Raw genomic sequence first — 13,645 nt, 5'->3', positions numbered from 1 at the left:
GCGAGACCAGGTTGCCCCCATGAAGGTTCTCATCATCGGGCGGCGTGGTCAGGTCTCACGTGAGTTGCAACATCGGTTGGGCAATCTGGGCGAGCTGATCGTACTGGGACGCGATCAGCTCGACATGGCGCACTCCGATCAGATTCGTCGCAAGGTCCAAATAATCCAGCCCGATCTGATCATCAATGCGGCGGCTTATACAGCGGTCGATATGGCCGAAAGCGAACCGCAAATAGCCTTCGCCATCAATGCCGTGGCACCCGGCATCTTGGCCGAAGAAGCCCGGGCTCTCGACATCCCGCTGATTCACTACTCCACCGACTATGTATTCGACGGAATAAAGGTCGGGCCGTATAACGAGAACGACACGCCCAATCCACTCGGGGTTTACGGCAAGAGCAAGCTGGCGGGTGAACGAGCAATCAATGCGGTGCAGGGTAAACATCTCATCTTGCGTACCAGTTGGGTCTACTCGACCGAAGGACGCAATTTCCTGCTGACCATGCAGCGGTTACTGCAGGAAAAAACAGAACTGCGGGTGGTTGCCGATCAGATCGGTGCGCCCACTTGGGCAGGTACCCTTGCCAATAGCACTCTGGCCTTGATCGAACGTTGGCAATTGAGTGACACCGTGAGCTGGGGCACTTATCACCTCACTGCTCAGGGGGCGACCTCTTGGTTCGGCTTTGCTCAGGCCATTTGTGAAGCGTTGCGTCAACAGGGGAAACCCTGCGCAACTTTGCTGCCTGTTTCATCCAACGATTACCCGTTGCCTGCCGCCCGCCCACTCAATTCATGCCTGGATTGCAGTCGTTTGCAACGCGAATGGGGAGTCAGCCAGCCGGACTGGAAAAGCGCCCTGCGCGAATGTCTTGCCCAACAAGCCTGAGCACCTGAGGACTGCTCACGAAGGTGGCACCCGAGCCAGTCATGCGCCTGACTGGCGCATAAAAATCCGGCATTTCGAGGCGAACATCCCCGACACGACAATTTCCCCTCCTTTACGACCGCTGTCATAACACTGGCACGCCCACTGCACACGCCCTCCCCGAGCTTTCCAAACCATTCAGGGAGCAAACGCATGAACACACAACTCAAACCCACGCTGGGCACGCTACACCTGTGGGGCATTGCGGTCGGGCTGGTGATTTCCGGGGAGTATTTCGGCTGGAGTTATGGCTGGGGCGTGGCCGGGACGCTTGGCTTTCTGGTGACCTCTTTCATGGTCGCCACTATGTACACCTGCTTTATCTTCAGCTTCACCGAGCTGACCACCGCGATTCCTCACGCTGGCGGCCCCTTTGCCTACAGTCGCCGCGCGTTTGGCGAGAAAGGTGGATTGATCGCCGGGCTGGCGACGCTGATCGAATTCGTCTTCGCGCCGCCGGCCATTGCCCTGGCAATCGGCGCTTACCTCAACGTGCAGTTCCCCGCCCTCGACCCGAAACATGCCGCGGTCGGCGCGTACGTCGTATTCATGGGTCTGAACATTCTCGGCGTGAAGCTGGCGGCGACCTTCGAACTGGTGGTCTGCGTGTTGGCAGTCGCTGAGTTGCTGGTGTTCATGGGCGTGGTCGCCCCTGCCTTCAGCTTCAGCAACTTTGCCCTCAATGGCTGGGCTGGTTCGGATGTGTTCGGTGCACCGGCAATTGCCGGGATGTTCGCGGCGATTCCGTTTGCGATCTGGTTCTTCCTTGCCATCGAGGGCGCGGCCATGGCCGCCGAAGAGGCCAAGGACCCAAAACGCACGATTCCCAAGGCCTACATCAGCGGCATCCTGACCCTGGTGTTGCTGGCCATGGGCGTGATGTTCTTCGCCGGTGGTGTCGGCGACTGGCGCACCCTGTCGAACATCAACGATCCGCTGCCGCAAGCGATGAAAACCGTGGTCGGCGAAAGCTCCGGCTGGTTGCACATGCTGGTGTGGATCGGCCTGTTCGGGCTGGTGGCGAGCTTCCACGGCATCATCCTCGGCTACTCGCGGCAGTTCTTCGCCCTCGCCCGCGCCGGCTATCTGCCGGCCTCCCTGGCGAAACTGTCGCGCTTCCAGACGCCACACCGGGCGATCATCGCCGGCGGCGTGATCGGCATCGCCGCGATCTACAGTGATGGCCTGATCAATCTCGGCGGCATGACGCTGACGGCAGCGATGATCACCATGGCGGTTTTCGGCGCCATCGTGATGTACATCATGAGCATGCTCAGCCTGTTCAAATTGCGTAAAACCGAACCGAACCTGGAGCGCACCTTCCGTGCGCCGTGCTACCCGCTGGTGCCGTTCATCGCACTGGTGCTGGCGATGGTGTGCCTGGTGGCCATGGCCTGGTTCAACACGCTGATCGGGCTGATTTTCCTCGGCTTCATGGCGGTGGGTTTCGTCTACTTCCAGCTCACCTCGCAACTGCGTGCCGATGCACCAGCGGATGCGATGCTGACCGGGCTTTAAACCGACCAATGTGGGAGCGAGCCTGCTCGCGAAAAACCTGAGACTGTCGCGGGCTACCTGCCAACCAGCGTTATCGTTGGCGACCATCGCGAGCTCGCTCCTACAAGGCTTATCAGGCATAGAATGGAACCACTGCGAAAATCATTCGCTCAAAAGTGGTAGGCACGATCGATTGGCGAAACCCGCCAATCGGCCTGCCCTTAAGGAGAACCCTATGCCCTGGTATGCCTGGTTGATTCTGATCGTTGCAATCGGCTCGATCGTTGGCGGCTTGATGATGCTGCGTGACACTGCCAACAAGGTCGAGTTGACCGATGAACAACGTAAACGCGTGGCTGAACGCAACGCGGAAGCGGACGCCAAGGATGCGCAGGACCGCTGAACTGATCAGATAAGGAAATTGTAGGAGCGAGCTTGCTCGCGATGAATTCAAAAGCGCCGCGTTTAACCAGAAAACACGCGTAATCGTTTACGACCATCGCGAGCAAGCTCGCTCCTACAAGGACCTGGGACTATTTTTCCCAATCCGCCTTGGCAATGTGCAAGCCATGCAACCCCTTGTACGCCGCACGTTCCGGCTGGCTCCAGCCCTCCAGCAACGAATCCTCCAATCGATAAATCTCCACCCCCAGCGGCCGGCACACGCTCAGCGGATCCTGCGCATCCGGCCCCCACATGGCCAACGACAAATCGCCGCCCGGACACGTCGACAGCGCGCACAGCAAATCAATCTCGGCAAAGAACTCCAGATAGTCACCCTGCTGCGCCGGACAGGCTTTCATGAAGTACATGTCGTCGTGATTCAGGCCCGTGCACTGAAAGATGTTCAGCACGTCGTGCACATCGAATTCAGTCAGGCCATGGGGCAGTACCGCACGGGTCAGATTGGAGTGGCAGTGATGATGAAAATCTTCGCCGGTGAGCATTTTGTTCACATAGGGATCGCAACGGGTGCCGAGCAAATCGTGCAAGCGACCGCCATGTTCATCGATGCCGTAACCGGCCAGGCTGTCATCGGTGATGGTCACCAGCGGCCGCAGAAAAGGCAGGTTCGACCAGAGCCGGTCATGGGTGCTGACGTGCGCGCCCTGCAGCTGTCGAGTGCGCGAAGCCCAGAGGCGTTCGCGCGGGTCGTGGGCATTCCACACGTTGAAGTCGCCCACTTGCGGACCGACAGGCGTCGTCACCCTGAACACATGTCCGGCCGGGACATGCCAGGCGCGGCCGGTGCGAATGGGTACCTCGAACGACTCGATCAGCGTGCGCCCGTCCTTCGTGTCGCGCACCCGCTCGTAGAAGGCCTTGTCCACCTGCAAGGCCGAGCCTTTGCTGACTTGGTAGGCCGCCGGATAGTCTTTGTACATGGCTCGAATCCTCGATCAGTGATGGGAAGAAGGTGTCAGCATTTGCAATAGCAAATGCTCGGAATCATCGAGATACAGGCTCATCGCCTCCTCGGCGGCGAGTTTGTCACCCTCGACCAGCAGCTCATGGATCAGACGGTCGCGAGCCAGCCAGGGCGCTTGAAAACTCGATTCATCGGGAGCGGTGCAGAACACCAGGCGCAATTGCGCAACGACGTTGGTGAAGAATTCATCGAACAACGGACTGCGCAGCAACCCGACGATGTGTTGATGAAAGGCCAGGCTGTAGGTGCCGACGGCGCGCCAGTCTTCGCGTTCCCGAGCCAACTCGGTGGCCTCCAGGGCTTCGAGCATCCGGTCGGATTGATAGTCGCGCAGCGGGCGACTCATGCTGATAGCCTGCAGCTCCAGGGTGCGCCGAACTTTGAACAGATCCCGCACATCGTCAAAGCCCAAGCGGCGAACCATGACGCCTTTGTTGCGCACATAACGGGTCAGACCTTCCTGCCCCAGGCGATGCAGGGCTTCACGGATGGTATTGCGCGACGCGTTGTAGGCCGACACCAGGTCGTTTTCCACCAGCGCCATGCCGGGCAGCAAACGACCGCCGATAATGTCCGCGCGCAATTCCAAAGTGATGTGATCGGCCAGTGAAAGTCCACTGCTCATACCATTGCCTCAAGATTGTTCAACAATCGTTAATCAATGAGTAATCACTATTCGTGCCAGTACTTGTGTGCGTTTGAACCAAGTTCGACGCATCTGCATGCTTTTTAGAAGTAGAAGTACAGTCACCATCCAATTTTCATTGGTTAATATGGCGCATTGATGTGGAGATATCAGATGCGTTACTCGCAGGACCATAAAGCCCAGACCCACCAACGCATCATCAAGGAAGCCTCAGAACGCTTTCGCCGTGACGGTATCGGCGCGACCGGCCTGCAACCTCTGATGAAAGCGTTGGGTTTGACTCACGGTGGTTTTTACTCGCATTTCAAATCCAAGGACGAGCTGGTAGAAAAGGCATTACAGGCTGCCGGCGATCAGGTCGCCGGCATTTGCGCCGAGCTATTTGCCCAGGAGCGCCCGCTTGAAGCGTTCATCGATGCCTATTTGTCTGAATGGCACCAGACTTCGCCCCACGAAGGCTGCCCGCTGCTGACCATGTCATCGGAACTCGGTATGCGCGGGCAGCCGAGCCCGACCTCGGACGAGGTACTGAACGCCCGGCTTCAACAGATACAAGGCACGCTTGAAGGTGAAAACGTGGTGGACCGAAGCATCGTCATCATGTCGACACTGGTGGGGGCGCTGCTGCTTTCGCGCAGCGTCGAGAATCCTGAGTTTGCCCGGCAGATTCTCGACGTCACGCGGACTCACCTGAACGAGTCCCAGGCCTAGCCGTTCCAGCGCTTGAACAACACGCTGGCATTGACCCCGCCAAAGCCGAAGCCATTGGACAAGGCGTACTCGATGGCCATCGGCCTGGCCTGACCGTGGACGATGTCCACACCCTCGGCAGCAGGGTCCGGGTTATCGAAGTTGAGCGTCGCCGGTACGACCTGATCACGGATCGCCAACAGGGTGAAGATCGCTTCAAGCCCGCCTGCTGCACCGAGCAAATGTCCGGTGGCGGATTTGGTCGATGTCACCGCGATCTTGTTATCCGTACCAAACAGCGACTTGATTGCCGCCAACTCCCCGAGATCGCCAACCGGTGTCGAGGTCGCGTGGGCATTCAGATGCTGAACCTGCTCCGGCGAAACACCCGCCTGAGCCAATGCCAGCGACATTGCGCGACGCGCACCGCTGCCATCTTCAGGGCCTGCGGTCAGGTGATAGGCATCGGCGCTGGTGCCGTAGCCCACCAGCTCCGCCAGGGGTTTAGCGCCACGGGCCAACGCATGCTCCAGGGACTCGATCACCAACAGACCGGCGCCCTCGCCCATGACAAAGCCATCACGGCCACTGTCGAAGGGGCGTGAAGCGCGCTCGGGTGTGTCGTTATACCCACTGGACAAGGCTCGAGCGGCAGCAAAGCCGGCGAGGCTGACCCGATCGATCGCCGCCTCCGCGCCGCCGCATACTGCGATGTCCGCTTCGCCGGAACGAATCAACCGCGCCGCGTCGCCAATCGCCTGGACCCCGGCCGCACAGGCCGTCACCGGGGCACCCAGCGGGCCTTTGAAACCGTGCTGGATCGACACATGGCCCGCCGCCAGATTGACCAGAAACGACGGGATGGTGAACGGCGACAAGCGCCGAGGACCACGACTATCTGTCGTACGCACCGCATCGGCAATCGCCCCGAAACCACCCACACCGGAACCAATGATGGTCGCCGTACGCTCCTGGGCATCGGCGCTCTGCGCCTGCCAACCCGCCTGCTCCAGCGCCTGACGCGCCGCTTCGATGGCGAACATAATGAAACGGTCCATCTTCTTCTGCTCTTTGGGTGGCGTTGCCACATCCGGATCGAACCCCGCTTCGGGATCCTCCTGAATCGTCGGCACAACGCCGCCGACCCGGGCCGGCAGATCGGCTATCACCTCATCCGGCAAATTACGCAAACCGGAGCGCCCGGCCAACAATCGCTGCCAGACCGCTTCGACTCCACTACCCAGCGGAGACACCAGGCCCATGCCCGTTACAACCACTCTACGATCACTCATACCGCAATACCTCGTGCCGATTTATCGCGCTTCATTTGTAACGCGCAGCGGCTTTGCTTTTGGAAAGGTTAGGTGCCAACACGTGACGGGCCGCGACGAAGGCATCCCAGTCAGCCGCATCCGGCAGGGACGGAATGGTGACCAACTCACCCTGATCCAGGCCCGACAGCGCGGCGTCGACCATCTCGCCCGCCTCCATGACCATCTCCGCCGGAATCTGCGAAGCATCGATACCGGAACGCTCCCAGATTTCAGTACGTGTTACCCCTGGCAACACAGCCTGGACCTTGACCCCGGTGCCATCAAGCTCGGCGTTCAACGATTGGGTAAGGCTCAACACATAAGCCTTGCTGGCGCTGTAGGTGGCATTGAAACGCTCGGGAAACAACGCCACCACTGACGCGATGTTGACGATCGTACCCCGACCCGCCTTGGCAAAACTGGCCGCTGCAGCCGAAGCGAGGCGCGTGACCGCTGTCACGTTCAACTGAATCATTCGCTCCAGCTGGTCGGTGTCGGCATTGGCCAACAACCCATCCGCCGCCACGCCGGCGTTGTTCAGCAACAGACTGATACTCGAATCGCTGCGCAGCCGTTGCTCAAGTTTGAGCACATCATCCTTTTGCGTCAGATCCGCCTTGAGCACTTCGACCTGAACGCCATACTCGGCGCGCAACTTGCTCGCCGCCTCGTCGAGCCGCTGCTGATCGCGAGCCACCAGCAACAAATCAAAACCACGCGCCGCCAGACGCTGCGCGTAAACCGCGCCGATGCCGGAAGAAGCACCGGTGACGAGGGCCGTACCTTGGGATTGGACAGAATTCATGACTGTGCTCCGCAGGAGATGCTTGTGGGAAGGTCAGGCGACTGAGTCTTAGGGCGCCTGGACGGGAAACTCATTTATTATAGACATAATTTAATTGGCATATGATAGCCATAATTTTCATGAGGCCGATAGAAGGCAATGTCTGGTAGCGTTCGCCGAAAAGCAAAAAGGCCGGTCAATGACCGGCCCCTTGGCGTTGAATAATCAGCTTAGTTCACTTCCAGCTTCTCGCGATTGCGATCCAGAATCGCCTTGCCGATGCCCTTCACTTCCAGCAACTCGTCCACCGATGCAAACGGGCCATTAGTTTCACGATACGCAACAATCGCTTTGGCCTTGGCCTCGCCGATTCCGGACAACTCGCGCTGCAAGGTGGGCGCATCGGCGCCGTTCAGATCGACCTTACCGCCCTGTGCCTTCGGTGACACTTCTTGCATCAGGGGCGCATGACCAGCCTCCGTTTTCACAGCGGGCGCGGATATGGCAGCCGTCGAAACACTGGTGAGCAGGGCAAAAACCAGAGAGTAGAAAAAACCAGTACGCATAATGAAGCTCCATGACATCGGTTGAGGAAGCAGCTTTTCCGAAGCTGCCTCCCAAACTTAGGCGATGTCTGAAGCCTGTCAAAAATGTGTCCGTTACAGGATATGAAACAATCAGGGTTCGTGGCGACGCTGCTGGTAGATCTAGTCGACGATATCATCGTCCGGGGTGTAGCAGCTGACGGTTTCGCGCGGCAACTGACGAACTTTCGAATAGTCGTCGTGCTCAATCGCGACTAGTAATTGGGCGATTTTCTCCTTAAGCACATCCCAGTCAAAATTGGTGTGAAAACCAAATCAGGCAATGGGCTCTGGGACGAAAGAACTGGCTCTTCGCCGGATCGCTGCGCAGTGGAAAACGGGTGGCGGCTATCATGAGTTTTATCCAGTCTGCGCGACCGCCAAGCGAAAGCCATCCAAACGGCGATCGCTAATCGCTGGCAACGGGACAACCCATGGACCTGGCAGCGAATACATCTCGCGTGGTTTCTAAACTACCAAGTGAACCAGAACACTGAATCGACGCGCTATTACTATCTGCTGACTGTGCATTTACTTATTACTCGCTTAGGGAAACTCTGAAGAAGACTTCCTGATTTTGGCAAAATACCAGGACTCCACCCGCCGAGTTTTCCGATGAAACAGATGACCTTCGCTGACGCCGAGTACGCAGGCAAGCGTAAGCAGACCCGCAAAGAGTTGTTCTTGATCGAGATGGATCAGGTAGTGCCGTGGAACGGCAAAGCCAAGCGCAAGATCGAGAAGGCCAAGGCCCAGGTGCGCGCCAAAGTCGAGCACCCGTTTCGGGTGGTCAAGCGCCAGTTCGGTTTTGTGAAAACGCGCTTCCGTGGCCTGGCCAAAAACACCGCGCAACTGGTGACGCTATTCGCGCTGTCGAATCTGTGGATGGCACGCCGACATTTACTGACGAGTACAGGAGAGGTGCGCCTGTAATGCAGGAAATGACCGTTGTGAGGTGCTCGCGGCGGCTAAAAGCTCAGAAATAAGCGGATGATCTGATCGTTTTGGTCGATTCGCCGTATTCAAAATCAGCGGAGGCTGAAACCAGACAGAAAAGCGTGACTACTTCAGACCATCCATAGGCAGGGGAGGTGGAGATGCAACGGCAACCCCATTTCTCCTAATGATTTGATCAAACCATCGCTGTGGTTGAGTCTTAGGTACGCTTGTTTTTGGTTCGGTCTTGAACTGAATGAAAAGTTGTCAAGACTTGGTGCAGCAGTTTTTCTATGGATTCAATCGCTTGGGAGGCGATCTGTGTTCCTGTGAGGTGGGTTTGCAAGCGATTTTTTTTCCAAGGTAGTGATCATCCGCGAAGGTTTAAGCGCCATAATCAGTTGCTTGTTCAGGTACAATTGCGTGCGCAATTGATGTCCGAAAACGCTGGTGTCGACTCTTGAGCCATCAATTGAGGCGTGCAGTGTTCAGCGACAATCTCGTCTTGAATACAAGTTTTCAGGTGTGTTTTTTCAGTAGCCTGCTGCCAACTGAGCTCTGTTTCACCTCTTTCGGACAAGGGGAGGTGTACAAAGGAGCATTGGATACATTGCTTTAGCCAAGCGTGCTGTAAAATCCACAGGCAGCTGATTTATGAGTTTTTAAGGTGGCGGGCACGTCAGGAGACGCACACTGGTCAAGCACCATCATTAGGGGAGTAGTTCTAGGTGTACGATGGAGTTATGGATAAGTTACGTACGTTGTTGCTTGGGCTGTCACGCCGGCAGAAGCGCTTCATTCAGGTGTCGGCCGACGTCGTTCTAGTGTGGATCGCTTTGTGGCTGGCGTTTTTGGTTCGCCTCGGCATTGATGACATGGTCAATCCTCTTATTGCCCATACTTGGCTGTTTCTGAGCGCTCCCGTAGTCGCAATTCCATTATTTATCCGCTTCGGCATGTATCGAGCGGTGATGCGTTACTTTGGCAATGATGCATTGATAGCCATTATCAAAGCCGTCAGCCTGTCGTCTTTGATCCTCGGTATTATCGTCTATTGGTACAGTAATCATCAAAGCATTGTTCCGCGCTCGATCATTTTTAACTACTGGTGGTTGAGTCTGATTATGGTGGGTGGTTTACGCTTGGCGATGCGTCAATATTTTTTGGGGGACTGGTTTACTGCGGCACAGCATGTGCCTTTCACCAATCGCGATGACGGCCTGCCCAAGGTCGCAATTTTTGGTGCAGGGGCCGCCGGAAATCAGTTGGTTGCAGCGTTGCGTATGGGACGCGTTATGCGCCCGGTCGCCTTTATCGATGATGATAAAAATATCGTTGGGCGTGTGATTTCGGGGCTGCAGGTGTTTAAGCCCAAGCATATCCAGCAGATGATCGATGAAACCGGAGCGCAGGAGATTCTGTTGACAATCCCTTCCGCTACCCGTGGTCGCCGAAGAGAGATTCTTGGTTTTCTTGAAGGGTTCCCGCTGCACGTCCGTAGTGTTCCCGGTTTTATGGACCTTGCCAGTGGCCGGGTAAAAGTCGATGACATTCAGGAGGTAGATATTTCCGACCTGCTTGGTCGCGATGCTGTTCCCGCTCAGGGTGAGCTGCTTGAACATTGCATCAAGGGACAGTCTGTACTTGTTACCGGGGCTGGCGGTTCTATCGGTTCTGAGTTGTGCCGTCAGATTTTGGCTTTGCATCCGACCACACTTTTGCTCTTTGAACACAGTGAGTTCAATCTTTACAGCATCTTGTCTGAGCTTGAGCAGCGCATCGCCCGTGAGTCTCTGTCTATTCGACTTTTGCCGATTCTAGGCTCTGTACGTAACCAGGGTAAGTTGCTGGATGTTATGAGAACCTGGAGCGTAGATACGGTGTATCACGCAGCCGCCTACAAGCATGTACCGATGGTTGAGCACAATATCGCCGAAGGAGTGCTGAATAACGTGATCGGTACTCTCAATACTGCTCAGGCTGCTCTGACGGCGGGAGTGGCCAACTTCGTATTGATCTCCACAGATAAAGCCGTACGTCCGACCAATATCATGGGCAGTACCAAGCGTCTTGCCGAATTGACGCTACAGGCGCTTAGCCGGGAGCTTGCTCCGGTGTTATTTGGTGACGACACAAATGTCTCTCGTGTGAACAAGACTCGGTTCACCATGGTGCGTTTTGGCAATGTCCTGGGATCTTCCGGTTCCGTAATCCCACTGTTTCACAAGCAGATCAAATCGGGTGGACCGTTGACGGTTACCCATCCCAGGATCACTCGCTATTTTATGACTATTCCCGAAGCTGCCCAGCTTGTGATTCAGGCCGGTTCGATGGGGCTGGGTGGAGATGTGTTCGTGCTCGATATGGGGGAGCCAGTAAAAATAATCGAGCTTGCCGAAAAGATGATTCATTTGTCTGGGTTGAGTGTTCGTTCAGAAAAGAACCCTCATGGCGATATTTCTATAGAGTTTACCGGGCTGCGACCTGGTGAGAAACTGTATGAAGAACTATTGATAGGCGATAATGTAGAGGCGACTCAGCATCCCATGATCATGCGTGCAAATGAAGATCACTTGTCTTGGGATGTACTTAAAGAAAAACTCACGGATTTGCTATCGGCGCTGAAACAAGATGATTACTCAAAGGTGCGGCAGTTGTTGCGTGATACCGTCAGTGGCTACGCACCTGATGGTGAAATAGTGGATTGGATGTATCAGCAGCGCAGGCTCGACTCTTAAAATGCACCCTGAGTGGTTTCATATGGTAACCGGCATCGGCACAGACTACGTTTTCGTCGCCGTGCAGTAGCTTATCGACCTGCGTGACATCTGCCACATTGGCCGACGTGCCCACCACGCTATGCACCAGGCCCGATTCGTCATCTACACCGATATGGGCCTTCATGCCGAAGTACCATTGATTGCCTTTCTTGGCCTGGTGCATTTCCGGGTCGCGCTTGCCGTCCTGGTTCTTGGTCGAACTTGGCGCATGAATAGCGTGGCATCGACAATGGTGCCCTGGCGTAGCGACAGGCCGCGATCACCCAGGTAGCCATTGATCACGCCCAGAATCCCTGCCGCCAGCTCGTGCTTTTCCAGCAGGCGACGGAAGTTGAGGATGGTGGTTTCGTCGGGAATGCGCTCCAGGCTCAGCCCCGCAAACTGGCGCAGAATAGTCGTCTCGTACAGTGCTTCTTCCGTATGCGATCCATGAACCCCACATTTAAAAGGTGGGGCGTATAACTATCTTGGTATTTGCGGCGTGCAGTTCCACGGCAGCAAGGCTTCGAAGTCTTCTACTGCGGCGGCTTGCGGCAACCGTTCAAGTGCGTGGCGCAGCCACGCATAGGGCTCTTGGCCGTTGGCTTTAGCCGTCTCGACCAAACTGTAAAGTTGAGCGCTGGCCGTCGCGCCTTTGGGCGTGTCGCTGAACAGCCAGTTCTTGCGCCCGATCACGAAGGGCCTGATCGCACGCTCTGCCGCGTTGTTGTCGATCGGCAAAAAACCGGCTTCGGTGTAGCGCACTAACTTGTCCCAGTTGCTGGCCAGATAACTGATGGCTTTGCCCAGCGCGTTTTGCGCCGTCACCTGAGGCTGCGTTTTCTCCAGCCAGGCGTATAACTGCGCCAGGACCGGCAGGCTGTTTTGCTGTCGACCTTCATGGCGATGTTCATCGCCGACTTCTTTTAAATCTCGCTCGATACCGTACAGCTTGTTGATCAGATTCAGGGCTATATCGGCACGCCCGGTTTTGCCCTTGGGTTGCACTTTTTGCGCCTCAACAAACTTGCGTCGCGCATGTGCCCAGCAGCCTAAACGTTCGACACCAGCCTGCGCGCCCAAGGCGTTATAGTCGGCGTAATCGTCGGTCATCAGATAGCCGCGATAACCTTCGAGCAGGCGCGACGGCACCTCTTGCGCTCGGCTGGTCGAGTAATCAAAAAGGATCACTGGCTGATTCGGCGGTCCGCCGGTTTGTACCCACATCCAGGATTGGCTAGTCGGCTCTCGATCAGGCTCTTTCATCACCTGGACACGCGTTTCGTCGCAGTGGATTACGCGACTTTCCAGCAGCCGGTCACGCATCAAGTTGAGCAGCGGTTGCAGGTGTTCGCCGCACTGGATAACCCAGCGCGCCAAGGTTTGTCGTGGAATATCGACGCCGTGGCGACCGAGTACTTTTTCGAAGCGATGCAGTGGCAGGCCATCGACGTATTTGGTCGTAAGCAACATCGCCAAAACGCTGGGGCTGGCCATACTCTTTTCAATCAATTGCGCTGGCTTGTCAGCGGTGACCGGCGCGGTTTCACAGCCACGACAGGCGTAGACCTTGCGGATGTGTTTGATCACGCGGATCTGCATCGGCACGATTTCCAGCTGCTCGCTGGTTTCTTCGCCGATGGCGTGCTTGCGGCAGCCGCAAGCACAAGTCAGCTCGTGCTCGGGCAGTTCGTGGATGACTTCGATACGGGGCAAGTCGGCGGGCAGAGGCTTGCGTTTGCCACGGCGCTTGGTCGGAGCGACGACTTCTTCCTCCGCCTCTTCGGCGGCAGGTTCAGCGACACTTTCGGCTTCATTAAAAAGAGCCAATTGCGGGGTCGCTGGGTCGATTGTTTGTTCGGATTTACGCCCGAAGAGACGCTGACGGAGCAGCGCATTTTCTTCTTCGAGATGAACAACCTTGGACTGCATCTGAGCAAGTAATTGCTTGAGCGCAGTCAGGTCTTCGGGAAGGTTGTCGGGCATGGAGATCATGCCGTGGATTATACCGAATCAGGCGACAAATCGAGGTGTCAAAACCTGATGTGGGCGGTTGCGCCACAGATCAAAACCATCGAG

Annotated in this window: 11 protein-coding genes and 4 pseudogenes; 7 read left to right on the top strand and 8 right to left on the bottom strand. The window is 56.5% G+C overall.

Annotation, left to right across the window (positions count from 1 at the left end; all coding sequences use genetic code 11):
• The first annotated feature begins 19 nt into the window (after nt 1-19).
• The 3 genes from rfbD (at nt 20) to FFS64_RS28390 (ending at nt 2,828) form a co-directional block, all read left to right on the top strand.
• Nucleotides 20-889 (top strand): dTDP-4-dehydrorhamnose reductase, encoded by an 870-nt coding sequence (gene rfbD, locus FFS64_RS28400; protein ID WP_137808066.1) that lies wholly within the window; start codon nt 20-22, stop codon nt 887-889.
• Nucleotides 890-1,081: 192 nt separating this feature from the next.
• Entirely contained in the window at nt 1,082-2,446 is a 1,365-nt protein-coding gene (gene eat / locus FFS64_RS28395; protein ID WP_137808065.1) for an ethanolamine permease, read from the top strand.
• 214 nt (nt 2,447-2,660) lie between these two features.
• On the top strand, nt 2,661-2,828 hold the full coding sequence (locus FFS64_RS28390) for a DUF2897 family protein (protein ID WP_009050155.1): 168 nt from the start codon (nt 2,661-2,663) through the stop codon (nt 2,826-2,828).
• Nucleotides 2,829-2,958: 130 nt separating this feature from the next.
• Here FFS64_RS28390 and FFS64_RS28385 read toward each other — a convergent pair whose 3' ends face one another.
• Entirely contained in the window at nt 2,959-3,810 is an 852-nt protein-coding gene (locus FFS64_RS28385; RefSeq protein WP_137808064.1) for a DUF1989 domain-containing protein, read from the bottom strand.
• Nucleotides 3,811-3,825: 15 nt separating this feature from the next.
• Nucleotides 3,826-4,479, bottom strand: a complete 654-nt coding sequence (locus FFS64_RS28380; protein ID WP_137808063.1) for a GntR family transcriptional regulator — start codon at nt 4,477-4,479, stop codon at nt 3,826-3,828.
• A gap of 174 nt (nt 4,480-4,653) precedes the next feature.
• Here FFS64_RS28380 and FFS64_RS28375 point away from each other — a divergent pair, with 174 nt between their 5' ends.
• On the top strand, nt 4,654-5,211 hold the full coding sequence (locus FFS64_RS28375; RefSeq protein ID WP_095196519.1) for a TetR/AcrR family transcriptional regulator: 558 nt from the start codon (nt 4,654-4,656) through the stop codon (nt 5,209-5,211).
• On the opposite strand, the gene fabF is transcribed toward FFS64_RS28375, so the two are convergent.
• The 4 genes and pseudogenes from fabF to FFS64_RS32330 all read right to left on the bottom strand — a co-directional run.
• Entirely contained in the window at nt 5,208-6,482 is a 1,275-nt protein-coding gene (fabF, locus tag FFS64_RS28370; protein WP_137808062.1) for a beta-ketoacyl-ACP synthase II, read from the bottom strand. The genes FFS64_RS28375 and fabF overlap by 4 nt on opposite strands.
• A gap of 31 nt (nt 6,483-6,513) precedes the next feature.
• Complete coding sequence (locus FFS64_RS28365; RefSeq protein ID WP_137808061.1) at nt 6,514-7,308, bottom strand: SDR family oxidoreductase; 795 nt, start codon at nt 7,306-7,308, stop codon at nt 6,514-6,516.
• Nucleotides 7,309-7,517: 209 nt separating this feature from the next.
• Nucleotides 7,518-7,853, bottom strand: coding sequence for a helix-hairpin-helix domain-containing protein (locus FFS64_RS28360; RefSeq protein ID WP_137808060.1), 336 nt, complete (start codon nt 7,851-7,853; stop codon nt 7,518-7,520).
• A 141-nt stretch (nt 7,854-7,994) separates the two neighbouring features.
• A pseudogene (locus tag FFS64_RS32330) lies at nt 7,995-8,123 on the bottom strand (hypothetical protein); the annotation flags it as partial.
• A 5-nt stretch (nt 8,124-8,128) separates the two neighbouring features.
• Between FFS64_RS32330 and FFS64_RS28355 the strand changes: the two are divergent.
• From FFS64_RS28355 to FFS64_RS28340, 3 genes and pseudogenes are all read left to right on the top strand, one after another.
• A pseudogene (locus FFS64_RS28355) lies at nt 8,129-8,248 on the top strand (transposase); the annotation flags it as partial.
• A gap of 256 nt (nt 8,249-8,504) precedes the next feature.
• Nucleotides 8,505-8,804, top strand: a pseudogene (locus FFS64_RS28345) (transposase); the annotation flags it as partial.
• Between the two features lie 746 nt (nt 8,805-9,550).
• Nucleotides 9,551-11,545, top strand: a complete 1,995-nt coding sequence (locus tag FFS64_RS28340; protein WP_137808059.1) for a nucleoside-diphosphate sugar epimerase/dehydratase — start codon at nt 9,551-9,553, stop codon at nt 11,543-11,545.
• Nucleotides 11,546-11,570: 25 nt separating this feature from the next.
• Here FFS64_RS28340 and FFS64_RS28335 read toward each other — a convergent pair.
• Together FFS64_RS28335 and FFS64_RS28330 are read right to left on the bottom strand one after the other, a co-directional pair.
• Nucleotides 11,571-12,004, bottom strand: a pseudogene (locus FFS64_RS28335) (IS5 family transposase); the annotation flags it as partial.
• Nucleotides 12,005-12,049: 45 nt separating this feature from the next.
• A complete protein-coding gene (locus FFS64_RS28330; protein WP_137808058.1) occupies nt 12,050-13,561 on the bottom strand; it encodes an IS66 family transposase in 1,512 nt (503 codons plus the stop codon).
• Nucleotides 13,562-13,645: the final 84 nt, after the last annotated feature.

Origin of the sequence: Pseudomonas sp. G(2018), from assembly GCF_005502415.1 — a bacterium.
Lineage (GTDB): Bacteria > Pseudomonadota > Gammaproteobacteria > Pseudomonadales > Pseudomonadaceae > Aquipseudomonas.
This window is presented reverse-complemented; position numbering and strand designations above follow the sequence as displayed.